Source organism: Blastococcus litoris, assembly GCF_003075095.1.
Classification (GTDB): Bacteria; Actinomycetota; Actinomycetes; order Mycobacteriales; family Geodermatophilaceae; genus Blastococcus_B; species Blastococcus_B litoris.
Genome location: NZ_QCZF01000003.1, coordinates 117,286 through 140,296 on the forward strand (window position 1 = coordinate 117,286; position 23,011 = coordinate 140,296).

20 protein-coding genes and 1 tRNA gene are annotated in these 23,011 nt (G+C 73.5%); 12 read left to right on the forward strand and 9 right to left on the reverse strand.

Annotated features, from left to right (window positions below):
* Nucleotides 1–57: 57 nt before the first annotated feature.
* Nucleotides 58–606, reverse strand: a complete 549-nt coding sequence (locus DCS98_RS22915; protein WP_164704453.1) for a universal stress protein — start codon at nucleotides 604–606, stop codon at nucleotides 58–60.
* Nucleotides 607–880: 274 nt separating this feature from the next.
* Between DCS98_RS22915 and DCS98_RS07650 the strand changes: the two genes are divergently transcribed.
* The gene (locus DCS98_RS07650; RefSeq protein ID WP_116450797.1) at nucleotides 881–2,923 is read left to right on the forward strand and encodes a putative bifunctional diguanylate cyclase/phosphodiesterase; all 2,043 of its coding nucleotides are present in this window, start codon (nucleotides 881–883) and stop codon (nucleotides 2,921–2,923) included.
* A gap of 16 nt (nucleotides 2,924–2,939) precedes the next feature.
* Here DCS98_RS07650 and DCS98_RS07655 read toward each other — a convergent pair.
* The 4 genes from DCS98_RS07655 to DCS98_RS07670 form a co-directional block, all read right to left on the reverse strand.
* Nucleotides 2,940–3,013 (reverse strand) — tRNA-Gly (locus tag DCS98_RS07655).
* 65 nt (nucleotides 3,014–3,078) lie between these two features.
* Nucleotides 3,079–4,041, reverse strand: coding sequence for a methyl-accepting chemotaxis protein (locus DCS98_RS23575; RefSeq protein WP_241037338.1), 963 nt, complete (start codon nucleotides 4,039–4,041; stop codon nucleotides 3,079–3,081).
* 1 nt (nucleotide 4,042) lies between these two features.
* On the reverse strand, nucleotides 4,043–4,621 hold the full coding sequence (locus DCS98_RS07665) for a PAS domain-containing protein (RefSeq protein ID WP_206340152.1): 579 nt from the start codon (nucleotides 4,619–4,621) through the stop codon (nucleotides 4,043–4,045).
* 126 nt (nucleotides 4,622–4,747) lie between these two features.
* Nucleotides 4,748–7,507 carry a S8 family serine peptidase gene (locus tag DCS98_RS07670; protein WP_116450799.1) on the reverse strand — a complete coding sequence of 920 codons (2,760 nt, stop codon included), beginning with the start codon at nucleotides 7,505–7,507 and terminating at the stop codon, nucleotides 4,748–4,750.
* A 170-nt stretch (nucleotides 7,508–7,677) separates the two neighbouring features.
* Here DCS98_RS07670 and dcd point away from each other — a divergent pair, with 170 nt between their 5' ends.
* A complete protein-coding gene (gene dcd, locus DCS98_RS07675; RefSeq protein ID WP_116450800.1) occupies nucleotides 7,678–8,262 on the forward strand; it encodes a dCTP deaminase in 585 nt (194 codons plus the stop codon).
* Here the strand turns inward: dcd and DCS98_RS07680 are convergent.
* Together DCS98_RS07680 and DCS98_RS07685 are read right to left on the reverse strand one after the other, a co-directional pair.
* Nucleotides 8,234–9,583 carry an MFS transporter gene (locus DCS98_RS07680; RefSeq protein ID WP_116450801.1) on the reverse strand — a complete coding sequence of 450 codons (1,350 nt, stop codon included), beginning with the start codon at nucleotides 9,581–9,583 and terminating at the stop codon, nucleotides 8,234–8,236. The genes dcd and DCS98_RS07680 overlap by 29 nt on opposite strands.
* Nucleotides 9,584–9,708: 125 nt before the next feature.
* Entirely contained in the window at nucleotides 9,709–12,009 is a 2,301-nt protein-coding gene (locus DCS98_RS07685; RefSeq protein WP_116450802.1) for a heterodisulfide reductase-related iron-sulfur binding cluster, read from the reverse strand.
* Between the two features lie 316 nt (nucleotides 12,010–12,325).
* Here DCS98_RS07685 and DCS98_RS07690 point away from each other — a divergent pair, with 316 nt between their 5' ends.
* The 4 genes from DCS98_RS07690 (at nucleotide 12,326) to DCS98_RS07705 (ending at nucleotide 15,882) form a co-directional block, all read left to right on the forward strand.
* On the forward strand, nucleotides 12,326–12,658 hold the full coding sequence (locus DCS98_RS07690) for a PadR family transcriptional regulator (RefSeq protein ID WP_116450803.1): 333 nt from the start codon (nucleotides 12,326–12,328) through the stop codon (nucleotides 12,656–12,658).
* Nucleotides 12,655–13,656 carry a DUF1700 domain-containing protein gene (locus DCS98_RS07695; RefSeq protein ID WP_116450804.1) on the forward strand — a complete coding sequence of 334 codons (1,002 nt, stop codon included), beginning with the start codon at nucleotides 12,655–12,657 and terminating at the stop codon, nucleotides 13,654–13,656. The genes DCS98_RS07690 and DCS98_RS07695 overlap by 4 nt, the downstream gene beginning before the upstream one ends.
* A 112-nt stretch (nucleotides 13,657–13,768) precedes the next feature.
* Nucleotides 13,769–15,130 carry a decaprenylphosphoryl-beta-D-ribose oxidase gene (locus tag DCS98_RS07700; RefSeq protein ID WP_116450805.1) on the forward strand — a complete coding sequence of 454 codons (1,362 nt, stop codon included), beginning with the start codon at nucleotides 13,769–13,771 and terminating at the stop codon, nucleotides 15,128–15,130.
* Nucleotides 15,127–15,882 (forward strand): decaprenylphospho-beta-D-erythro-pentofuranosid-2-ulose 2-reductase, encoded by a 756-nt coding sequence (locus DCS98_RS07705; protein ID WP_116450806.1) that lies wholly within the window; start codon nucleotides 15,127–15,129, stop codon nucleotides 15,880–15,882. Before DCS98_RS07700 ends, DCS98_RS07705 begins: the two co-directional genes overlap by 4 nt.
* A 21-nt stretch (nucleotides 15,883–15,903) precedes the next feature.
* Here the strand turns inward: DCS98_RS07705 and DCS98_RS07710 are convergent, their stop codons facing one another.
* Nucleotides 15,904–16,812 carry a decaprenyl-phosphate phosphoribosyltransferase gene (locus DCS98_RS07710; protein ID WP_116450807.1) on the reverse strand — a complete coding sequence of 303 codons (909 nt, stop codon included), beginning with the start codon at nucleotides 16,810–16,812 and terminating at the stop codon, nucleotides 15,904–15,906.
* The gene (locus tag DCS98_RS07715; protein ID WP_241037344.1) at nucleotides 16,809–17,315 is read right to left on the reverse strand and encodes a phosphatase PAP2 family protein; all 507 of its coding nucleotides are present in this window, start codon (nucleotides 17,313–17,315) and stop codon (nucleotides 16,809–16,811) included. Before DCS98_RS07715 ends, DCS98_RS07710 begins: the two co-directional genes overlap by 4 nt.
* Before the next feature lie 390 nt (nucleotides 17,316–17,705).
* Between DCS98_RS07715 and dnaK the strand changes: the two genes are divergently transcribed.
* The 6 genes from dnaK to DCS98_RS07745 all read left to right on the forward strand — a co-directional run bounded on the left by dnaK (nucleotide 17,706) and on the right by DCS98_RS07745 (nucleotide 22,985).
* The gene (gene dnaK / locus DCS98_RS07720) at nucleotides 17,706–19,568 is read left to right on the forward strand and encodes a molecular chaperone DnaK (RefSeq protein WP_116450809.1); all 1,863 of its coding nucleotides are present in this window, start codon (nucleotides 17,706–17,708) and stop codon (nucleotides 19,566–19,568) included.
* Nucleotides 19,565–20,266: a nucleotide exchange factor GrpE gene (gene grpE / locus DCS98_RS07725; RefSeq protein ID WP_116450810.1), complete on the forward strand. Its 702-nt coding sequence runs from the start codon at nucleotides 19,565–19,567 to the stop codon at nucleotides 20,264–20,266. Before dnaK ends, grpE begins: the two co-directional genes overlap by 4 nt.
* A gap of 28 nt (nucleotides 20,267–20,294) precedes the next feature.
* A complete protein-coding gene (gene dnaJ, locus DCS98_RS07730) occupies nucleotides 20,295–21,491 on the forward strand; it encodes a molecular chaperone DnaJ (RefSeq protein ID WP_116450811.1) in 1,197 nt (398 codons plus the stop codon).
* Entirely contained in the window at nucleotides 21,488–21,925 is a 438-nt protein-coding gene (locus tag DCS98_RS07735) for a heat shock protein transcriptional repressor HspR (RefSeq protein ID WP_116450812.1), read from the forward strand. Before dnaJ ends, DCS98_RS07735 begins: the two co-directional genes overlap by 4 nt.
* Nucleotides 21,922–22,386, forward strand: a complete 465-nt coding sequence (locus DCS98_RS07740) for a MarR family winged helix-turn-helix transcriptional regulator (protein ID WP_116450813.1) — start codon at nucleotides 21,922–21,924, stop codon at nucleotides 22,384–22,386. Before DCS98_RS07735 ends, DCS98_RS07740 begins: the two co-directional genes overlap by 4 nt.
* 110 nt (nucleotides 22,387–22,496) lie before the next feature.
* The gene (locus DCS98_RS07745; protein WP_116450814.1) at nucleotides 22,497–22,985 is read left to right on the forward strand and encodes a MarR family winged helix-turn-helix transcriptional regulator; all 489 of its coding nucleotides are present in this window, start codon (nucleotides 22,497–22,499) and stop codon (nucleotides 22,983–22,985) included.
* Nucleotides 22,986–23,011: the final 26 nt, after the last annotated feature.

A 23,011-nucleotide genomic window follows, 5' to 3' on the forward strand; every position in this document is an offset into this window, starting at 1 on the left:
GCGGGCCCGGGAAGCGGTGTGCGAGCGGCCTCCTCGTGCCGCGGCGATCGGGGTGGTTCAGGCGCCACGGGCCAGCCGGCGGGTCAGGGGCCGGGGGATCGCGTGGCGGAGCAGGGACTTGCCGCGCGAACCGACGACGACGAGGTCCGCGCCCTGCGTGGCGGCCGACAGGGCATCGAAGACCGGCCGTTCCAGGACGGCGGTCCGGCAGCGGCCCTGGACGCCGGTCTCGCCGATCGCCCGCAGCACGTGCGCCTCGAGGTGGTCGCGGGCGGCAGCGCGGGTGCGCGGGTGCACCCGCCCCGAACCCCCGAGCGGGTCGCCGTCGGAGTCGTCGAGGACGTGCACGGCGACGACCGTCGCCTCGCGCCGGGCCGCCTCGCGCAGCGCCCACACCAGACCACCGTGCCCGGCTGCGGAGCCGTCGACCTCGACGATGAGCCACGGGTTCTGCCGCCGGGCCAGCAGCGGGGCGAGGCGGAGCGGCTCGACGTCGGCCACCGGCTCTGCGGCGGTCTCGCGCCCCGTCCGCGCCGACGGGATGGCCGGCTGCGGCTCGGGGGCCGCCGTCGGCTCGCTGTCCCACGGGGAACGGATGTCGCTCATGGGGCCGAATGGTGGTGGGACGCCCAGCGATCTCCCAGGGACCAAGGACCCGGCCCGGCGTTGCGCGGAGGCGTACCGACCTCGTTCCGTTCCCGGTACTGCGTGTCCCGCACTCTGGGTGATGTCGTCGCGACAGGCCCCCCGCGCCTGAGGGGCACACCTACCCGGGGGCCGGACCGGCCAATCCCAGGACCCGGACGTTCTCACCCCGACGGGGTGGCCTTCGTAGGGAGGGAACTCAAGGAGCGCCCTCCGGCGGCCGATCGGACGACGCATGAGGCTTCTCCGACGGCTGCGGGCCGCCAGCCTGCTGATGCGCTTCGGCGTGATCAGCCTGGTGCTCACGGTCGCCGTGGGGGCGCTGCTGTCCTCCGTGCTGAGCGACGCGATCGCGGAGCGGGCCCGCCAGCAGGCCGAGTGGACCGCCATCGTCACCGTGCGCCTCGGGCTGCAGCCCCAGCTGACCCCGGAGGATTTCGCCCAGGGGTTCGACCCCGAGCGCCTGGCCCGGGTCGAGCGCGCGGTCGCCGCTGCCGGCGAGAACCTGCAGGCCGAGGGGCGCCAGCTCGACGACCTGGACCCCGTCGAGCTCAACATCTTCAACCGCGACCGCACCGTCGTGTACTCGAACGAGCACGAGCACATCGGTTCGACGTCGACCTCGGACGAGCTGGACGAGGTGCTCGCGGGTGAGGTCGTGTCCGGCTTCTCGCACTCCGCCGACGACAGCGCCGGCAGCGAGGACGGCGAGCGCGTGATGCTCGAGGTCTACGTACCGGTCCGGTACGAGGGCTCCGCGACGCCGGACGGCGCGATGGAGCTCTACCTGCCCTACGCCCCGGTGGCGGCCGCGGTGGCCGAGGACGTCCGCACGATGACCGCGGTCCTGGTGGCGAGCCTGACGGTGTTCTTCCTCGTCGTCTTCCGCCTCGTCGCCTCGGCGTCGGCGAAGCTGCGCCGGCAGGCCGATGCGCTGCGGACCTCCGCCGAGCGCGACCGGCACCAGGCCACCCACGACGCCCTCACCGGGCTGCCGAACTGGGAACTCGTCCGGGACCGCCTCGACCAGGCGCTGGCCGCCGCCAGCCGCTCCGACGGCGAGGTCGCCCTGCTGCTCATCGACCTGGACCGCTTCAAGGAGATCAACGACACGCTCGGCCACAGCTACGGCGACAAGCTGCTCCGGCAGGTAGGACCGCGGCTGCAGTCGGTCCTGCGGGAGGGCGACACCGTCGGCCGCCTGGGTGGCGACGAGTTCGCCGTCCTCCTGCCCCTGGTGGACGGCGTGGGCGAGGCCGAGCAGGTCGCCGAGCGGCTGCGCGAGGCACTGCACCGCCCGTTCGACGTGGAGGGGGTCTCGCTCGACGTCGAGGCCAGCGTCGGCATCGTCCTCTCGCCGTGGCACGGCACCGACACCGAGGTCCTGCTCCGCCACGCCGACATCGCCATGTACGTCGCCAAGGAGGTCAAGGCCGGCGCCGTGGTCTTCGAGCCCGAGGAGCACGTGACGGCGCCGCCGCGGCTCACCGTCCTGGGCGACCTGCGACGCGCGCTCGAGGGCACCGGCGAGCTGTTCCTCCACTACCAGCCCAAGTACACGCTGGACGGCGAGCGGATCGAGGGGCTGGAGGCGCTGCTGCGCTGGCAGCACCCCACCCAGGGGCTGATCCCCCCGGGCGACTTCATCCCGGTCGCGGAGGGCACCGGCATCATCCTCCGGCTGACCGAGCACGTCCTCGACCTGGCGCTGGCCCAGACGCGCAGCTGGATCGACGTCGGCTCCGCGGTGCCGGTCGCGGTCAACCTCTCGACCCGGTGCCTCCTGGACCCGGGCCTGCCCGACCTGGTCGGCGGGTTGCTGGCACGGCACGGCGTCCCGGCCGCGCTGCTGCGGCTCGAGGTGACCGAGAGCGCCGTCATGGGCGACGCGGCACGCTGCATGGACGTGCTCCAGCGGCTGCACGACCTGGGCGTGAAGCTCTCGATCGACGACTTCGGCACCGGCTACAGCTCGATGGCCTACCTGCGCCGCCTGCCGGTCGACGAGCTCAAGATCGACCGCTCGTTCGTGCTGGGCATGACGACCACCGCGCACGACGCCGTGCTGGTGCGGACCGCCATCGACCTGGGCCACAACCTGGGGCTCACCGTCGTCGCCGAGGGCGTGGAGGGCGCCGAGCACGTCTCGGCGCTGCGCGACCTCGGCTGCGACATCGCTCAGGGCTACCACTACGCGCGACCCATGGCCGCCGAGCAGATGAGCGAGCTGCTGGCCCGCGTCGGCACCATCCACGAGGGTTCGGTCCCGCTCGTCTGACCTGCCGGCCGTTGCGTGGAGCGGGTGACGAGAATCGAACTCGCACTGTCAGCTTGGGAAGCTGATGTTCTACCATTGAACTACACCCGCGAACGCCCGCCAGACTACCTGGTGACCCTCGGCGAGCGGGAGCAGACCCCCTGATCAGCCCCGGTTCAGCGCCGCATCTCGGCGAGGAAACCGGTCGCCTCGGAGCGCAGCCGCTCGGCCATCTGGGACAGGCCGGTGATGTCGTCCCCGCCCGTGGCCAGGGACGACGAACCGTCCACCGCCGCGGCGATCCCGTCGACCAGGCCGTTCATCTCGCCCACCGTCGTCCCGACCGTGCCCATGCCGACCGCGACGGCCTCGGACGCCTGCCGGATCTGCTCCACCTGAGCCGTGACGCGCTCGGTCGCCCGGCCGGTCTGGTCGGCGAGGTCCTTGACCTCGGAGGCGACCACGGCAAAACCCTTGCCCGCCTCCCCGGCCCGCGCCGCCTCGATGGTCGCGTTGAGGGCGAGCAGCCGGGTCTGGGCGGCGACCGCATCGATCATCGCGATGATCTCCTTGATCTCCTCCGAGGACCGCGTGAGGGAGGCGATGGTCGTCTGCGCCGTCGCCACCTCGTTGCTAGCTGCTGCGGCCGCCGCGGTGAGCCCGGACGCGGAGGCGCTCATCTCGGTCGAGGCGGTGGCGACCTGCTCCGACATGGCGAGGACGACGGACTCGAACGCGTCGGCCAGCCGCAACCGCGAGGTCTGGGCCTCCGTGACCCGGCCGGCGGTCTCCTCCATGGCCGTGCGGGCGCCGTTGATGTCGGTCGCACTGGCGCGGAAGGCGCCGAGCAGGCCGCCCTCCAGCAGCCGGCGGTGGAACCGGCCCTCCGCGGCCGAGGTCAGGGCGGCCGAGGACTCGCGGACGAAGGCGTCGGAGACGTCGAGCACCCGGTTGAGGGCGTGGTGCAGGGCGCGCAGCTCCGGCACCGTCCCGGCCTGCGGGTCGGGACGGCTGCGGGCCTCCAGGTCGCCGCGGGCGGCGGCCTCGCACGTCTCGGTCAGGCGGCGCACGAACGCGCGGTAGATCTCGAGCTCCTCGGCGTCGCCGCGCCCGGCGGTGCGTCCGCCCCGGATCCCCACGTCAGCGCTCCTCGCGATTGATGACCGACCAGATGAACTCGTCGTAGGACCCGCCGTGCTCGGCCAGGACCTCGGCCAGCAGCGCGCTCGAGGCGGCCACCGCGGCCTTCGCCGTCGGGTGCCGGCGCTCCTCGGCGAGCAGTCGGTCGTAGAGGGGCAGGAGCCGCTCGATGGCGCGGGGGGACGGCTTGCGCCGGTTCGAGTGGTAGCCGACCACCGACCCGCCCGGTCCCAGGGACGGCGTCACGTGCGCCAGAACCCAGTAGTGCGCGCCGTCGGCGGCCAGGTTGTTGATGTAGGCGAACAGCTCCCGACGGGCGGTCAGCGTCTCCCAGAGCAGCGCGAAGACGGCACGCGGCATGTCGGGGTGCCGGATCAGGTTGTGCGGCTGGCCCACGACGTCGGCCATCGCGTACCCGCTGACCCGGAGGAAGACGTCGTTGGCGTAGGTGATCACACCCCGGGGATCGGTCTTCGACACGATCAGCTCGTCGGCGGAGAACGTCCGCTCCACGCCCGTCGGCCGCAGCGTCCGGTGTGCGCCGCGCGCCGGCTGCGGCGCCGGCCGGGTGTCCAGCACGTGTCCTCCCCCAGGTGGTCCTCCGCAGGGAGTCATCGGCAGGCGGGGCTGCGATCCGGACCTGCGGCGCGGCTGCGCCCCGTCCGCACGGGGAAGTCGGACGGGGCGCAGCGGTCGGGGGAGGGGTCAGACGGCGACCCCGGTGCAGGACGACGAGCAGTCCATGGACCAGATGGAGCGCAGGGCGTCGAACTTCGCCGAGCGCACCAGGCGCTCACCGGACGGCCCGGTGCGCACGACCGGGCCGGTGTCCGGCGGCGTGGCGCCGCCGCCGGGCGTCGTCCCACCCGGCGGGGTGCCGCCGCCCGGGGTCGTCCCGCCGGGGGCGGTGGGCGTGGTGCCGCCGCCGGGCGTCGTCCCGCCCGGGGTGCTGCCGCCCGGGGCGGTGCCCACCGCGTCGGCGTAGGTGAGCGCGTTGCTCAGCACGGTGGAGCGGCCGTCCGGTGCGAAGACCGACACGTCGTAGACGCCGGCCACGCGGGCGGGCACCCGGAACGTGACGCGGGTCGTCGTCGACGTGACGACCGTCGCCGTCGTCGTCGCACCGATGCGGATCGTCGGGTTCGCCGGAAGGGCCAGGCCGGTGATCGTGACCACCGTGCCGCCGGCGCTGTCCACCACGTCGGGGCTCAGCGAGGTGATCCGGAAGACGCCGACCTCCGGGTAGGTGGTCGTGCCCGGGGTGGGGGCGCCCGGCGTGGTCGTGCCGGGGTCGGTCGTGCCCGGGGTGCTGCCGCCCGGCGCCGTACCGGGCGTCGACCCGCCAGGCGTCGTCGTGCCGGGCGTGGGCGTGCCGGGGGTCGTGCTCCCCGGCGTCGAGCCGCCCGGGCTGGTGCTCCCCGGCGTCGAGCCGCCGGGGGTGCTGCCGCCCGGCGTCGTCGTGCCCGGGGTGGTCGTGCCCGGGGTGGTCGTGCCCGGGGTGGTCGTGCCGGGCGTGGGAGTGCCCGGGGCCGTCGTGCCGGGGTCGGTCGTGCCGGGGGTCGTCGGCATGGTGCCGCCGCCGGGCACGGTGCCCGGAGTGCTGCCACCGGGGGTGGAGCCGCCGGGGGTGGAGCCGCCGGGGGTGGAGCCGCCGGGGGTGGAGCCGCCGGGGGTGGAGCCGCCGGGGGTGGAGCCACCCGGGGTGGAGCCGCCCGGCGTCGTGCCGCCCGGGGCCGTGCCCGGACCGGTGCCCGGGGTGGTCGGTGCGGGGACGGCCGAGCCCACCAGCAGCGGGGCCGCGTAGGTCCGGCCGACCGGGGCGCCGTCGCGGTAGGTCTGGACGGTGAGGACGTAGCGGCCGTCGCCGAGCTCCATGCTGGGGGACAGGCCCGTGCCGTCGATGCCCGCGAGGGTGCCCAGCGGGAAGACGGCGTCGCCGGCGTCGTCGGTGGTGACGGTGACGCCGCCGAGGGTCACGTCCTTGCCCGACAGCGCCCAGATCGCCCCGGCGTCCTCCATGCCCAGCCCGAGGGCGACCTCGTAGTCGCCCGGGGTGCTCGGGCCGCTGATCCCGATGGCGGGCGAGACCACGCCGGCCGGCGAGGTCATCGCCGTGAAGGCGTAGCCCACCGACTCGGCCGGGATGCCGGTCAGGCGGCCGAGGCTCAGCCGGCCGCCGGTGACCGACTTCCCGGTGAAGGCGGGCACCGGGTCGACGTCGGCGAGCAGGGCGGCCTTGACCTCCGCCGCGGTGGCCGTCGGCATCGCCTGGCGGTAGAGGGCGACGGCCGCCGCGACGATCGGGGAGGAGAACGAGGTGCCGTCGGCCAGGGCGTAGCCGCCCGTGTTGGTGGTGACGAGGACCTTGCTGCCCGGGGCGAACAGGTCCACCGAGGACGCGCCGTACCCGGAGAACGAGCTGACGGTGTCCGCCGCGGTCGAGGAACCCACGGTGATGACGTTCGGCTCGGTCAGGCTGGCCGGGTAGACGAGGTTCGTGTCGCGGTTGCCGCTGTCGTTGCCGGCGGCGGCCACGACCAGGACGTCGTGGGCGGCGGCGTACTGGACCGCCGACCGGAGCGCCGTGAGCGCGCTGCCGGTGACCGTGCCGCCCCAGGAGGCGTTGATGACGTCGGCGCCGTGGTCGACGGCGTAGCGGATCGCCTCGATGCCCGCCAGCACGTCGACGGTGCTCCCGCCGCCGATCACCAGCGGCATGATCGTGACGTCGGGCGCCACACCGGCCAGGCCCTTGGCGTTGCCGGCGCGCGCGCCGACCGTGCCGGAGACGGACGCGCCGTGACTGCCGTAGGAGCCGTTGTCGATGTCGGCGCTGTTGGAGTACCAGTTCCAGCCGTGGCAGTCGCCGGCCTTGCCGTTGCCGTCGGTGTCGACGGCACCGCAGGGCTGGGCCGGGTTGGTCCACAGGGCGCCGGCCAGGTCCTCGTGTCCCGAGGCGTAGCCGGAGTCGATGACCGCGACCACCATCCCGCTGCCGGTCACGGTGTCCCAGGCGTCCGTGGCGTCGACGTCGGCATCGGCGACCACGGGGCTCTGCCCGGTGGCGTTGCTGCCGGTGTTCTCCAGGTGCCACCCGTAGGCGGGGAAGAAGGGGTCGGTCACCGACCCGGCCACCGGGACCTGGGGGGAGACCTCGACCGACGCGACGCCGGCCACCGCGCCGAGCTGCGCGGGGACCAGACCCTCGGTGGCGACGAGCGCCCGGCCGTCGGAGAGCGGCTGGGCGCTGACGACGCCGTCGACGTCCTCGAGCGCGGACAGCAGGTCGGCAGCGGCGGCGCCGGAGACCGAGGTGAGCACGTAGCGGGACAGGCCGTCTCCCGGACCCCAGTCGGTGATGACGGGGAGCTCCGGGGCCGCCGTCGCCACGACCGCCGCGGCACCGGCGTAGCCCGCCACCGCGGCCGTGGCCAGGACCATCGCCTGGAGCCGCTTGTTCGTCATCCCTGACCTCCGGACGTCCCCCGCCGGACCGTCCGGTGGCGCCCGTCCCCGTCCATGGGGGCGGACCTGCGTCGTCCCGGTCGTCAACGGCCTGCTCAGGGCCGGGGTTGAGAGCCCGGGCGCGGGGTTCGCCCGGAGGGGTGAACGACGCGGTCCCTAGACTCCGCGCCATGCTGCTGAGCGACCGCGACATCACGGCCGCGATCGCCGAGGGACGCCTCGGCATCGAGCCCTACGACGCGGGGCTGGTCCAGCCCTCGAGCATCGACGTCCGGCTCGACCGGTTCTTCCGGGTGTTCAACAACGCCCGGTACACCCACATCGACCCTGCCCAGCAGCAGGACGACCTGACGACGCTGGTCGAGCCGGAGGGGGAGGAGCCCTTCGTGCTGCACCCCGGCGAGTTCGTGCTCGGGTCCACGCTCGAGGTCGTCACCATCCCCGACGACCTCGCCGCCCGGCTGGAGGGCAAGTCCTCGCTGGGCCGGCTGGGCCTGCTGACCCACTCGACGGCGGGCTTCGTCGACCCCGGGTTCTCCGGGCACATCACGCTGGAGCTCTCCAACGTGGCGAACCTGCCGATCACGCTCTGGCCGGGCATGAAGATCGGCCAGCTGTGCCTGTTCCGGCTCTCCAGCCCGTCGGAGCACCCGTACGGCTCGGCGGTGTACGGCTCCCGCTACCAGGACCAACGCGGCCCGACGCCGTCCCGGTCCTACCGGAACTTCACCCGCGCGGAGACGCGCCGCCCCTAGGCGCGTCGTCGGTCCCGACGTGCGCGCTGGCCGGCGCCTCGACGCCGGCCACCTCCAGCACGTCCTCGCAGCGGGCGCTGGACGACCAGCCCGCGACGTTCCGGTTCACCTCGTCGTCGGCGTACCGCTCCCGCGTCATGAACCACCCGGTGACCGCGAGCACCAGCACACCCGCGAGCACGAGCACGAACATCGGCACGTAGCTGCCGGTGGCGCCGAGCAGCACCCCGACCAGCAGCGGGCCGACCGCCGAGATGACGTACCCCCAGCTCTGCACGAACGTGGACAGGGCCGCGGTCGTCTCGGGCGTGCGCGCCCGCAGACCGATGAGCGTCAGGATCATCGGGAAGCTCGCCATCGCCACCGACAGCACCGCCATCCAGAGCCACGGTGCGGTGCGCGGGGCGACCCAGAGCCCGGTCCACCCGACGGTGTAGCAGGCCATGAACGTGAGCAGCAGCGGCCGCTGGAGGCGCGGGCGGACGGTGAGCGCGGGCACCAGTGCGCTGAGCGGGATGCCGATCACCTGGTTCAGGCCGAGCAAAAGCCCGGCGGCCGCGGCGGTCAGACCGGCGTCGCGCAGGTAGGAGGCCGACCAGCCGATGATCACGTAGGCCTGCAGGCCCTGGACCCCGAAGAACACCATCAGCGCCAGGGCCATCCGGCTGTGCCGGAGGTCGCGCATCCGGACGGCGACGTGCGTGCCCCTGGATGCGCCAGGGGTCGCCCGCACGAAGAGCCACGGCCCGGCGGCCAGCAGCGCGAACAGCGCCCACACCCCGAGGGCCCACCGCCAGCCGTCGTCCCCGATCGCCGCGGCGACCGGTGCGGTGGACACGGCCGCCACGGTGGCGCCCACCGACATGGCGGTGCTGTACGCGCCCACCATCAGGCCGGTGCGGGCGGGGAAGTAGCGCTTCACCAGGCTCGGCAGGAGCACGTTGCCCAGGGCCCCGCCGACCATCGCCAGCACCGTGCCGAGCAGGAACAGCCAGAAGGCCGGGGCGATGGCCCGCACGACGAGGCCCACCGCCATCGTCGCCAGGGCGGCGCTGAGCACGTGCGAGTCGCGGAAGCGCGCCGAGAGCCCCGGACCGGCGAAGCCGATGGCGGCGAAGCAGAGCACGGGCATGGTGGTGACCAGACCGGCCAGACCGCTGGAGATGCCCAGGCCGTCCTCGATCTCCCGGAGCACCGGGCCGATGCTGGTGACCGCGGTCCGCAGGTTCAGGCCGGTGAGGACGATCGCGACGCCGATGAGCACCAGACCCCGGGGACGGCTGGCGGGAGCGGCGACGGTCGGGGCGGCGGTGCGGGTCACGTCCGCCCATGGTCCTCCCCGCGCTGCCGGTCCCTCGCCCGGGGTCGTGAGCGGGGGCAACGACCGGACCCGGGAACGACGACGGCGCCCGCCCCCGGGCAGGGGACGGGCGCCGTCGTCGTCGCTCAGGCCTGGCCGTGCTCCGTGGCCGCGGAGCCCTCGCCGACCGGGTCAGGGCCCGGTTTCGTGCCGACGTCGGGTCCGGACTCCGCGCCCTGGGCGCCGACGCCGACCGGCGTCATCGAGCGCAGCAGGATCTGGCTGACGTCGAGGACCTCGACGTGCTCGGCCGCCTCGCCGTTCTGCTTCTTCGACGTCAGCGCGTCGCTGAGCATCGTGATGCAGAACGGGCAGGCCGTGGAGATGACGTCCGGGTCGAGCTCGAGGGCCTCCTCGGTGCGCTCCACGTTGATCCGCTTGCCGATCTTCTCCTCCATCCACATGCGCGCGCCGCCGGCGCCGCAGCAGAAGCCGCGGTCCTTGCAGCGGTGCATCTCCTGGGTGGAGAGGCCCTGGACGGACTCGAGGATCTCGCGCGGGGGCGTGTAGACCTTGTTGTGGCGGCCGAGGAAGCACGGGTCGTGGTAGGTGACCTTGCGGTCGACCGGCGTGACCGGCGTCAGCCGGCCCTCCTCCACGAGCTGGCTGAGCAGCTGCGTGTGGTGGACGACCTCGTAGTGGCCACCGGCATCCGGGTACTCGCGGCCGAGCGAGTTGAAGCAGTGCGGGCAGGTCGTGACGATCTTCCGCATGCCGGGCACCCGGCCCTCGAAGACGCCGTCGAGGACCTCGATGTTCTGCATGGCCTGCATCTGGAAGACGAACTCGTTGCCGAGGCGGCGGGCCGGGTCACCGGAGCAGCTCTCGCCGTCCCCGAGGACGGCGAACTCGACGCCGGCGATGTTCAGCAGCTCGGCGACGGCCTTGGTGACCTTCTTGGCGCGGTCGTCGATGGCGCCGGCGCAGCCGACCCAGAACAGGTACTCGATGTCGTAGTCGAGGGGGCCGTCGGCGACGGTGACCTCGAAGTCGAGCTCCTTGATCCAGTCGTTGCGGACGCTGGCCTGCATGCCCCACGGGTTGCCGCGGTTCTCGATGTTGCGCAGCATCACGCCGGCTTCCGACGGGAAGTTCGACTCGATGAGCACCTGGTAGCGCCGCATGTCCTCGATGTGGTCGACGTGCTCGATGTCGACCGGGCACTGCTCGACGCAGGCGCCGCAGTTGGTGCAGCTCCACAGGACGTCGGGGTCGATGACCCCGCCCTCCTCGAGGGTGCCGACCAGCGGGCGGTGGGCCTGGGCGTCGTTGGTGCCCTCGATGCGGGCGTAGCCGCTGGCCCAGACCTGCTCGTCGCTGGGCTGGAGGACGTCGTAGTCCGGCGCGGTCTCCGAGGCCGTCTTCTCGCCGAGGAGGTAGGGAGCCTTCGCGTAGAGGTGGTCGCGGAGGTCCATGATCACCATCTTCGGGCTGAGCGGCTTGCCCGTGTTCCACGCCGGGCACTGGCTCTGGCACCGCCCGCACTCGGTGCAGGTGGTGAAGTCGAGCATCCCCTTCCAGGTGAAGTCCTCGATCTTCCCGCGACCGAAGACGTCGTCCTCGCCCGGATCCTCGAAGTCGATGGGCTTCCCGCCGCTGGTCATCGGCAGCAGGGGGCCGAGCGCGACGCTGCCGTCGTCGTTGCGCTTGAAGTAGATGTTGAAGAACGCGCTGAACCGGTGCCAGGCGACGCCCATGTTCAGGATCCGGCTGATGACCACCAGCCAGACGAGCGAGACCACGATCTTGACGAAGGCGACGACCGACAGCAGGTCGGGGCTGTCGGGCAGCACGGTGGCCAGGGCGCCGGAGATCGGGTGCGACCAGGCGGGGGCCTCGGTGAGGTCGGAGGAGACCTTGAGCGCGCGGATCAGCAGGATGCAGACGCCGACGGTGAGGACGACGGCCTCGACGAAGTAGCCGCGGCCCTCGTTCGTGCCGGCGAACCGGCTGCCCCGGCCCTGGCGGCGCGGGTGGTCCTTCTGGCGCCGGTAGATCAGGTAGAGGATGCCGAGGATCGTGCCCGTGCCGATGATGTCGGCGAACAGGTTCCACAGGAAGAACTCGCCGATGATCGGCAGGTGGAACGCGGGGTTCCACACCTCGCCGAAGGCCTCGACCAGGGTGAGGAACAGCCCGTAGAAGCCGACGAAGACGAACCAGTGGGCGGCGCCGATGGCCGACCACTTGAGCATCCGGGTGTGGCCCAGCGACTCGACGGCCAGCACCTTGAGGCGGTTCTTCACCGGCCCGAAGCGGGTGCCGTCGGGCTGGCCGGTGCGGATGATCCGCACCATCGCCCGCACGGCCCGGTAGGCCATCACCGAGGCGACGATCAGGAACAGCACGCTGATCGTGCCCAGGACGATCTGCAACGGGCCCGTCATTCTCTTCCTCCCGCCACGCCACGAGGGCGTCGGCCGACTCCCGTCCGCCAGGCGGGGACGGGGGCACCTTGTCGGTACGTGGTGCTGCGCGAGCCGTCGTCCGCACCGACCGGGGCCGGGACGGGGACCGCATGCGGGCACTGCTGCCCGCACTGCCCCGCACGATAGCTGGCGCGGCCCGAGGCTACTCGCCGGTAACCAGGAGCGCCGGAGCTCGCGTCGACACGCCGGTCGCCGGGCGGCGGTACTACTGCGCATCGTGCACTACCGTCCGTCGCGCCGCAGTGGCCGAGGAGCGGGTGGAGAGGGGCAGCGCGTGGACGCCAGCCAGTTGCTCAAAGGCGTGCTCGACGTCGCGGTGCTCGCCGTCGTGCGGGACGCGGACGGCTACGGCTACGACGTGGTGCGCCGGTTGCGCACCGCGGGGCTCGACGAGGTGGGCGACGCGTCGGTCTACGGCACGCTCCGCCGCCTCTACCAGGCCGGTGCCCTGACCTCGTACGTCGTCCCGAGCGACGAGGGGCCGCACCGGAAGTACTACGCGATCAACGACAGGGGGCGCTCGGTGCTCGAGGACTCGACGAAGACGTGGAGGACGTTCGCCGACACCGTCGACGGTCTCCTGGGCGGCCCGGCGGTGGCGGCGTGAGCCCCACGGTGACGCGGCAGGCCGAGGACTACCTCGCGGCCGTCGAGCACGAGCTGGCCGACCTGCCCGCCGAGGACCGCAGCGCGCTGCTGGAGGACCTCGCCCAGCACCTCGACGCCCTGACCGCCGAGGACGACGACCGGCCCGTAGAGGTCCGCCTCGGGCTGCCCGCGCAGTACGCCGCGGACCTGCGGGCGGCCGCCGGGCTGCCGGCCCGGGGGAGCGCCGTCCGGGCGGTCGCCCCGGGGCTGCGGGAACGCCTCGACGCCCTGCTCGCCTCGCCCGCCGCGCGGCGGGCCGCGCCGTTCGCCCGGGAGACCCGGCGGCTGCTGGTGGAGCTGCGCCCGGCCTGGTGGGTGCTGCGCGGGTACCTGCTGGTGGCCGTGCCGTGCCTCCTGCGTCCGGACGGCGTGCGCGACGTCCCGGTGCCGGCACCGCTGGGCAGCCACCTGCTCGGGGTGCTGCTGGTCCTGGCCGCCGTCGCCGGGTCGGTCGCCCTCGGCCGCCGGGAGGCGCGCGGGACGGTGCGCGGCCTGGTCGTCGCCGGGGGAGTGGTGCTGCTCCTCGTCTCCGCGGTCGCCGTCCAGAGCGCGTGGTCGACGGTCGTGGAGAGCACGCCGGTCCTCGTGATGGGCGCCGGGGACGACGCGCCCAGCGAGGCCTACCCGCTGGTCTCCCGGTACGGGCCGGTGACCGACGTCCTGCCCTACGCCGCCGACGGGACCCCGCTGGAGGACGTGCTGCTCTACGACCAGGACGGCCGACCGCTGCACGTGGGCTACCAGGAGTGGTGGGCCGACCAGTGCGTCCGCGCGCTCGAGCAGCCGCTGGCCGCCGACGGCGTGCCGGTGCCCAACTCCTTCCCGCAGGACTACGAGCTCCTCGGCCTCGACGTGGACATCCACGGGGTGCCCGTCGTCCCGGGGCAGTGCGTGGCGGAGCGGGCGCGCCCCGAGGTCCCGCTGCCCGTCTTCCCGCCCGTCCAGCCCGGCGGCTGAGGCGTCCCCCCGAGGTGGTGGACGGGGCGGTCCGGCCCCCGTCGCTTGTTATCGTCGAGGGGTCTCCCGCCGGAGGCACAGGCGTCGGAGAAGGCGTCGGAGAGAGGTTCGCATGTCCACGGCTCCCGCCGTCCGCCGCCCGCTGTTCGGCTGGGGGCGCACCTCGCCCTCCGTGGCCGAGGTGCTGCCGCCCACGTCCGAGGCCGACGTCGTCGCCGCCGTGACCGGAGCCGGCAGCCGGGGCGTGCTCGCCCGCGGGCTCGGCCGCAGCTACGGCGACTCCGCGCAGAACGGCGGCGGCAGCGTCCTCGACATGACCGCCATGGCGCGGATCCTGTCGATCGACACCACGACGGGCCTGGTGAGCGTCGAGGCAGGGGTGTCGCTCGACACGCTGGTCAAGGTCCTCCTGCCGCTGGGCCTGTTCGTCCCGGTGCTCCCCGGCACCCGCCAGGTCACCGTCGGCGGGGCGATCGGCGCCGACATCCACGGCAAGAACCACCACGTCAAGGGCAGCTTCGGCAACCACGTGACGTCGATGGACCTGCTGACCGCCGACGGCGCGGTGCGGACCCTGACGCCGGACTCCGACCCGGGGCTCTTCTGGGCCACGGTCGGCGGCATGGGGCTGACCGGCGTGATCCTCCGGGCCACCATCCGGGCGACGCCGGTCGAGACGGCCTTCTTCGCCGTCGACACCGAGCGCACCAAGGACCTCGACGACCTGATGGCCCGCCTCCAGGCGAACGACGACGAGTACACCTACTCGGTCGCGTGGATCGACCTGGTGGCGCGGGGCGCCTCGCTCGGCCGCTCGGTCCTCACCCGCGGCTGGTCGGCGACCCGCGACCAGCTCCCGGCGAAGCTGCGGGACCGGCCGTACCACTTCGCGCCGCGCTCCCTGTTCACGGCGCCCGACGTCTTCCCGTCCGGGTTGCTGAACAAGCTGACGATCTCCGCGTTCAACGAGGCCTACTACCGTGCGGCCCCCAAGGAGCAGCGCGGCGTCATCCAGGGCATCGGCCCGTTCTTCCACCCGCTGGACATCGCCAAGGACTGGAACCGGATCTACGGGCGCCGCGGCTTCCTCCAGTACCAGTTCGTCGTGCCCTTCGGCGAGGAGGACGCGATGCGCCGGGCGGTGGAGAAGCTGGCCGCCTCGGGGACGGCGTCCTTCCTGGCCGTCCTCAAGCGCTTCGGCCCCGGCAACTCCGGACTGCTGTCCTTCCCCAGCCCCGGCTGGACGCTCGCGCTCGACATCCCGGTCACCCCGGGGCTGGGCCGGCTGCTCGACGAGATGGACGAGCTCGTCCTGGCCGCCGGCGGTCGCCTCTACCTCGCCAAGGACTCCCGGGCGACGGCAGCGACGGTGCACGCGATGTACCCGCGCATCGACGAGTGGCGCGCGGTGCGCGAACGGGTGGATCCGAAGGGGATCTTCACCTCCGACCAGGCCAGGAGGCTCTCCCTGTGATCGACGCCGTCGGTGACGTGCAGAAGGTGCTGCTGCTCGGCGGCACCTCCGACATCGGGCTGGCGACCGTCCGCCGGCTCGCGGGGGAGCGGCGGATCGACGTCGTCCTCGCCGGCCGGCCGGGAAGCCGCCTGGAGACGGCGGCCGCCGAGCTGGAGAGCGCCGGGCACCGCGTCGAGGTCGTCCCGTTCGACGCCGAGGACCGGGCCACCTACTCGCCGGCCGTCGCCGCGGCGTTCGAGGGCGGGGACGTCGACGTCGCGATCATCGCCTTCGGCGTGCTGGGCGACGCCGAGCGCGCGTGGCAGGAGCCGGACGTGGCCGCCGCGCTGGCGACGGTCAACTACACCGCGCCCGTGACGATCGGCGTCGAGGTCGCCGGTCGCATGCGTCAGCAGGGCCGGGGCGCCCTCGTCGTCCTGTCGAGCGTGGCGGGGGAGCGGCCGCGCCGCACCAACTTCGCCTACGGGTCGACCAAGGCCGGGCTCGACGCGTTCTTCACCGGTCTGCGCGAGGCGCTGCGCCCCGAGGGCGTCTCGGTGCTCGTCGTCCGCCCCGGCTTCGTCACCACGAAGATGACCGCCGGCATGAAGGCCGCGCCGCTGTCGGTCACCGCCGAGCAGGTCGCCGACATCACCGTCGCGGCCCTCCGGTCGGGCAAGGAGACGGTCTGGGCGCCCGCGCCGATGCGCGCGGTCATGTCGGCGCTGCGGCACGTGCCCGCACCGCTGTTCCGCCGGCTGCCGATCTGAGCCCGGCGCCCTCGGAGGCGCTCAGAGGTAGACGGCGAGCGCCAGCGTCAGGGCCCACACCAGGCCGAGGCCGAGCAGCACGCGGTCGTGCAGCACGATCACCTCGGGCTCCTCGGCGGTGCCCGCGTCCACGTCGATGGCGAACCGCAGGATCGCCATCGTGAACGGCACCAGCGAGACCTGCGGCCACACGGAGCCGGTCTGCTCGCCGACCTCGAAGGCCCACAGGGCGTAGGTGACGACGACGACCGTCGCCGACAGCGTCCAGACGAAGCGCAGGTAGGTGGTGGTGTAGCGCTCGACGACCCGGCGGACCTTCGCGCCCGTGCGCTCGCCCATGCGGGCCTCGCCGTAGCGCTTGCCGGCCGCCATGAACAGCGATCCGAACGCCGTGGTCAGCAGGAACCACTGCGAGAGGGGCAGGCCGGCGGCCACGCCGCCGGCGAGGGCGCGCAGCAGGAAGCCCGAGGCCACGCTGACCATCTCCAGGACCGGCTCGTGCTTCATGCCGAAGCAGTAGGCGAGCTGGATGCCGTAGTAGATGGCCAGGGTGAGGGTGAGCGGCCAGCCGTCGAGCAGGCCCAGGGTGAAGCCGCCCAGGGCGAACAGCACGGCGGTCGCGACGGCGGTGCGCACCGACAGCCGACCCGACGCGATGGGCCGGTACCGCTTCACCGGGTGCGCCCGGTCGGCCTCGACGTCCTTGGCGTCGTTGATCAGGTAGATGCTCGAGCTGACCAGGCAGAAGGCGGAGAAGGCGAGGGCGACCCCCCGCAGGTCGGCGTCGCGCAGCGCGTCGCCGGCCGGCAGCAGCGGCGCCAGCACGAGGGCGTTCTTGTGCCACTGGCGGACGCGGATGGCCTGCACGAACGCCGCGGGTCCCGTGGCAGTGCTGACCTTGCGCGGCCGGACCGCGGTCTCCTGGGTCATCGGGTGGTCCTCCCGTCGCGGGAACGCCCGCTGGCCAGCCCCACGGCGGCGCCCATCACGGCGCCGGAGAGGACGTCGGTCGGGTAGTGCACGCCCAGGGCCATCCGCGACCACGCCATGAGCGGCGGCGCGAGGAGGGTCCACCGGCCCAGCAGCGGCGCGAAGACGACGGCCGCCGTCGTGGTGGAGGTCGCGTGCGAGGACGGGAAGCTCCACCGGCTCGGCACCGCGACGTGGCTGACGAGGTCGTCGTGGACCGGCCGCACGCGGCGGGCCACCCGCTTCACGACGACGCTCAGCCCGTGGGCGGCGAACACCGCGGCACCGGCCCGCAGCCAGTCGGGACGGCGGCGGGGCGCGAGCACCGCACCGGCGCCGGCGACGGCCAGCCAGGCGGCGGCGTGCTCGCCGGCGTGGCTCAGCGCGCGAGCGGCGCGCAGGGGAGCGGGCCGGGCGGTGGCCCGCTGCAGCCCGATCAGCATTCGTGTCTCGACGTCCGTCACGGACGGTCCTCCGGCCTTCTTCCCCCGCGTCGGTCGACGCGCAGCGACGTTCTCCCGGGACCGGCGGCCCGCTCCTGGGCCGCACCTGCTCGAGGGGGCGGCCCGGATGCGCGGACGCCCCGGTCGGGCGCGTGCCCTCGCCGAGCCCGGTCCCCGGGGCGAGGCACATCCAGAGCAGGGTAACCGCGGGCGGCTCCGGGGCGCCGCCGTCGCGCGGGGTGCCCGTCCCGGGCGTCCCGTGGATCCCAGCCGCCCCCGGGAACACGGCGGATCCCCCTGCCGTTATCGTGGGCAGGAAAGTTGAGCGGACCCGGCGCAAGGTCGTCCGAGGTCTCTCGGCTACCGGATCAGGCACCACCCCCGCACACGAACGGAAGAGAGGCCATCCCCATGGCTCGAGCGGTCGGCATCGACCTCGGCACCACCAACTCCGTCGTCACCGTCCTGGAGGGCGGCGAGCCGACGGTCATCGCGAACTCCGAGGGCTCGCGCACCACCCCGTCCGTCGTCGCCTTCGCCAAGAACGGCGAGGTCCTCGTCGGTCAGTCCGCGAAGAACCAGGCGGTCACCAACGTCGACCGCACCATCCGCTCCGTCAAGCGCCACATGGGCACCAGCTGGGCGACCGACGAGATCGACGGCAAGAAGTACACCCCGCAGGAGATCTCCGCGCGCATCCTGCAGAAGCTCAAGCGGGACGCCGAGACCTACCTGGGCGAGCCGGTCACCGACGCCGTCATCACCGTCCCCGCCTACTTCGAGGACGCGCAGCGCCAGGCCACCAAGGAGGCCGGCGAGATCGCGGGCCTCAACGTCCTGCGCATCGTCAACGAGCCCACCGCCGCCGCGCTGGCCTACGGCCTGGACAAGGGCGAGACCGAGCAGACGATCCTCGTCTTCGACCTCGGTGGCGGCACGTTCGACGTCTCCCTGCTCGAGATCGGGGACGGCGTCATCGAGGTGAAGGCCACCGCCGGTGACAACCACCTCGGTGGTGACGACTGGGACCAGAAGGTCGTCGACCACCTGGTCAAGACGTTCAACGCCTCCAACGGCATCGACCTGTCCAAGGACAAGCTGGCCATGCAGCGCCTCCGCGAGGCCGCCGAGAAGGCCAAGATCGAGCTGTCGGGCGCGCAGTCGACCAACATCAACCTGCCCTACATCACGGCCGGCGCCGAGGGCCCGCTGCACCTGGACGTCACGATCACCCGCGCCGAGTTCCAGCGGATGACCCAGGACCTCCTCGACCGCGCCCGCGCGCCGTTCAACCAGGCGATCCGCGACGCCGGCATCTCCGTGGGTCAGATCGACCACGTCGTCCTCGTCGGTGGCTCGACCCGCATGCCGGCCGTGTCCGACCTGGTGCGCGAGCTGACCGGGGGCAAGGAGCCCAACAAGGGCGTCAACCCGGACGAGGTCGTGGCCATCGGCGCGGCGCTGCAGGCCGGTGTCCTCCGCGGCGAGGTCAAGGACGTCCTGCTCCTCGACGTCACCCCGCTGTCCCTGGGCATCGAGACCAAGGGCGGGATCATGACCAAGCTCATCGAGCGCAACACCACGATCCCGACGAAGCGCTCCGAGATCTTCACGACGGCCGACGACAACCAGCCGTCCGTGCAGATCCAGGTCTTCCAGGGCGAGCGCGAGATGGCCGCCTACAACAAGAAGCTCGGCATGTTCGAGCTGACCGGTCTGCCCCCGGCGCCGCGCGGTGTCCCGCAGATCGAGGTCGCCTTCGACATCGACGCCAACGGCATCGTCCACGTCCACGCCAAGGACCTCGGCACGGGCAAGGAGCAGTCGATGACCATCACCGGCGGCTCGGCGCTCCCGAAGGACGACATCGAGCGGATGATGAAGGACGCCGAGGCGCACGCCGAGGAGGACAAGAAGCGCCGCGAGGAGGCGGAGACCCGCAACCTGGCGGAGTCGCTGCAGTACCAGACCGAGAAGTTCCTGGCCGAGAACGGCGACAAGATCCCGGCCGAGAAGAAGGACGAGCTCGGCGAGGCGCTCACCGACCTGCGCTCGGCCCTCGGTGGCTCCGACATCGACGCCATCAAGACCGCCCAGGAGAAGGTCGCCCGGGTCTCCCAGGAGGTCGGCGGCGCGCTGTACGCCCAGAACGCCGAGGCGGCCGGTGCCGCCGGTGGTGAGGCCCCGACCGGCGACGCCGGCCAGGCCCCGTCCGCTGACGACGACGTCGTCGACGCCGAGATCGTCGACGAGGACACCGACAAGCGGGCATGAGCGAGCCGCAGGAGCCGCGCGTCGTGATCCACGACAAGCGGCGCATCGACCCGGTCACCGGGGCGGTGCGGGTGCCGGCCGGCGCACAGCCGGCCGGCACCTCCGGCCCCGCATCCGATCCAGCCGCCCCAGGGGAGCAGATGAGCGAGCACGAGACACCGGTCGACGAGCAGCCGACCCAGGACCCGGCCACACCGTCCCCCGCGGCGGGTGCCGGTGACGTGGACAAGCAGCTGGCGGAACGGACCGAGGACCTCCAGCGGGTCACGGCCGAGTACGCCAACTACCGGCGGCGGGTCGACCGCGACCGGTCGCTGGTCGTCGACCAGGCCGCGGAGCGGTTCGCGCTGCAGCTCTTCCCGATCGTCGACGACATCGAGCGGGCCCGCGACCACGGCGACCTGACCGGCGCCTTCAAGGTCGTGGCCGACCGGGTGCTCGGGCTGCTCGACGGGCTGGGGGTGGCGGCGTTCGGCGTCGCCGGCGACCCGTTCGACCCGGCGCTGCACGAGGCGGTCATCCACGACACGTCGTCCGAGGTCGAGGTCCCGACCGCGACCACCGTGCTGCGGCAGGGTTTCCGCCGCGGGGACCGCGTCCTGCGGACCGCCATGGTCGCCGTCACCGACCCGGAGTCCCCCGCCCCGGCGGCGGGGAAGACGACGGGACCGGCTCCGGACGAGACGGCCGCGAACTGACCCGACCCACAGCGAGAGGGGGCGCCCGGTGAGCACCCGGGACTTCATCGAGAAGGACTACTACGCCGCACTGGGCGTCCCGAAGGACGCCGACGCCACGGCGATCAAGAAGGCGTACCGCAAGCTGGCGCAGGAGCTGCACCCGGACAAGAACCCGGGGAACAGCGAGGCCGAGGCGCGGTTCAAGGACGTCTCCGAGGCCTACGACGTCCTGTCCGACACCAAGCGGCGGGCCGAGTACGACGAGGCTCGGCGGCTGTTCGGCGCCGGGGGACGCCCCGGTGGCTTCCCCGGCGGGTTCCCCGGTGCCGGCGGTGGCCAGCCGTTCGACGTCGGCGACCTGTTCGGGGCGGCCGGCGGGGCCGCGAGCCGTGGTGCCGGCGGGCTGGGCGACCTGCTCGGCGGCCTGTTCGGCGGGGCCGGTGGCGGCGCCCGCGCCCGGAGCCAGGCGGCGTCCGGTCCCGCGCGGGGCCAGGACGTCGAGACCGAGGCGACGCTCTCCTTCGAGGAGGCCGCCCTCGGGGTGACCGTGCCGCTGCGGATGCAGAGCCCGGGCACCTGCCCGACCTGCAACGGCAGCGGCGCCAAGCCGGGCACCTCGCCGCACACCTGCCCGGTGTGCCAGGGCGCCGGCGTCACCAGCCGCAGCCAGGGCGCGTTCGCCTTTTCCGAGCCGTGCCGGAACTGCCGCGGCACCGGCTCGGTGGTCGACGACCCATGCCCGACGTGCGCGGGCGACGGCGTCACGACCCAGACCCGCACCATCACCGTCCGCATCCCGGCCGGCGTCAAGGACGGGCAGCGCATCCGGCTGGCCGGCAAGGGCGCCCCGGGGCGGCGCGGTGGGCCGGCCGGTGACCTGTTCGTCGTCGTCCACGTCGCCGAGCACGCCCTGTTCGGCCGCAAGGGCGACGACCTGACCCTGACGGTGCCGATCACCTTCGCCGAGGCCGCGCTCGGCACGACGGTGACGGTGCCGACCCTCGACGGCAGCGTCTCGCTCAAGGTGCCGGCCGGCACGGCCAGCGGCCGCACACTCCGCGTCCGCGGGCGGGGCGTGCACGGCAAGGGCCGGTCCGGCGACCTGCTCGTCACCCTGGAGGTGGCGGTGCCGGCCAAGCTGACGCCGGCCCAGCGCAAGGTCGTCGAGAACCTGGCCGAGGAGATGCACGAGGACCCGCGGCCCCAGATCACGGCCGCGGTGCAGGCCGGAGGTGAGCGGTGAGCAGCCCCCAGGACGGTGTCCGCGCCGTCGCCGAGGACGCGCCCGTGTTCGTGATCTCGGTGGCGGCCGAGCTGGCCGGCATGCACGCGCAGACGCTGCGCCAGTACGACCGGCTCGGGCTCGTGAGCCCCGGCCGGACGCCCGGCGGGGGTCGCCGGTACAGCCCGCGCGACGTCGCGCTCCTGCGCGAGGTCCAGCGGTTGTCGCAGGAGGACGGCGTCAACCTGGCCGGCATCAAGCGGATCATCGACCTCGAGTCGCAGGTCGAGGCGCTGCAGGCCCGGGTGCACGAGCTGCTGGAGGCGCTGGACGACTCCGAGGCGCGGCGCATGGCCGCCGAGGCGGCGGTGCCCGCCGGCTACAGACGCGACCTGGTGCCGCAGAGCCGGCAGAGCGCCGCGCTCGTGGTCTGGCGGCCGCGGGGCCAGCGGTGAGCGGCATCGACAAGCACGAGGCCTTCGTCCGCCTGGAGCGGGAGATCGGCCTGCTGCTGCGCCGTGCGCGCGCCATCTCGGCGCGCCTGGCGGCCGAGCTGCACCCCGACCTGGACGGCGCCGCCTACGGGCTGCTGGCACTGCTGCAGGACGCCGGGCCGCTCCGGGCCAGCGACGTGGTGAGTCGGCTGGGCCTGGACAAGAGCACCGTCAGCCGCCAGGTGGCCCAGCTGGTGGATCTGGGGCTGGTCGACCGGACCGCCGACCCGGTGGACGGCCGCGCCCAGGTGCTGACGCCCTCGGCCGAGGGCTCGGCGCGATTGGCCCGCATCCGCGACGCCCGCCGGGCCCGGTGGGAGACCGACCTGGGCGACTGGCCGGCGACCGACGTCGCGACGCTGGGCGACCTGCTGGCGCGGCTCAACCGGCTGGGCGAGGCGCGCGAGGCCGCCGAGGACTGACCTCCCCCTGACGGGGCGATACGGGACACATCTCCCTGCAGATCGTTGCAGACCGCAACCAAGCATGGATATGGTTGCGGTCTGCACCTATTCGATCGCCGTGAGGTTCCATGCCCATCAGCCCCGAGACCCGGGACCGGTTGACGTCCAGCGTCGCCCAGCTCGTCCGGACCGGGCGGCACGTCAGCTCCCGGGTCGCCGCGCAGCTCTACGGCGAGCTGCCGTCCTTCGGCTGGGCGCTCCTGCTCCCGCTCGAGCGGGACGGCGCCCAGCGCTGCAGCGCCCTCGCCGGCACCGCGGGCATCGACGTGTCCGTCGCCAGCCGCCAGGTCGCCGTCCTCGAGCGGTCCGGGTACGTCGAGCGGCGCCCCGACCCGGTCGACGGGCGGGCCAGCCTGCTGAGCCTCACCCCCGCCGGTGCGGCGGCGATCGCGGCCACCCGCGCCCAGCGCCAGGAGTGGGCGCTGGGCGCCCTCGCCTCCTGGGACGAGGACGACGCCCGCACCCTCAGCGACCTCCTCGACCGGCTCGTGGCCGATCTGGAGTCCGCCGGATCCGCCCGCGTCGCGTCCCGTGCTGCGGTCCCCGCGCCGCGCTGATCTCCTTCCCCGCCCCTCCGCCAGAA

Excerpts from the sequence above, each read along its gene's own strand:
- DCS98_RS22915 (WP_164704453.1), bottom strand. The coding sequence starts at position 606 with ATGAGCGACATCCGTTCCCCGTGGGACAGCGAGCCGACGGCGGCCCCC.
- DCS98_RS07650 (WP_116450797.1), top strand. The coding sequence starts at position 881 with ATGAGGCTTCTCCGACGGCTGCGGGCCGCCAGCCTGCTGATGCGCTTC.
- DCS98_RS07670 (WP_116450799.1), bottom strand. The coding sequence starts at position 7,507 with ATGACGAACAAGCGGCTCCAGGCGATGGTCCTGGCCACGGCCGCGGTG.
- dcd (WP_116450800.1), top strand. The coding sequence starts at position 7,678 with ATGCTGCTGAGCGACCGCGACATCACGGCCGCGATCGCCGAGGGACGC.
- DCS98_RS07685 (WP_116450802.1), bottom strand. The coding sequence starts at position 12,009 with ATGACGGGCCCGTTGCAGATCGTCCTGGGCACGATCAGCGTGCTGTTC.
- DCS98_RS07700 (WP_116450805.1), top strand. The coding sequence starts at position 13,769 with ATGTCCACGGCTCCCGCCGTCCGCCGCCCGCTGTTCGGCTGGGGGCGC.
- DCS98_RS07710 (WP_116450807.1), bottom strand. The coding sequence starts at position 16,812 with ATGACCCAGGAGACCGCGGTCCGGCCGCGCAAGGTCAGCACTGCCACG.
- dnaK (WP_116450809.1), top strand. The coding sequence starts at position 17,706 with ATGGCTCGAGCGGTCGGCATCGACCTCGGCACCACCAACTCCGTCGTC.
- grpE (WP_116450810.1), top strand. The coding sequence starts at position 19,565 with ATGAGCGAGCCGCAGGAGCCGCGCGTCGTGATCCACGACAAGCGGCGC.
- DCS98_RS07745 (WP_116450814.1), top strand. The coding sequence starts at position 22,497 with ATGCCCATCAGCCCCGAGACCCGGGACCGGTTGACGTCCAGCGTCGCC.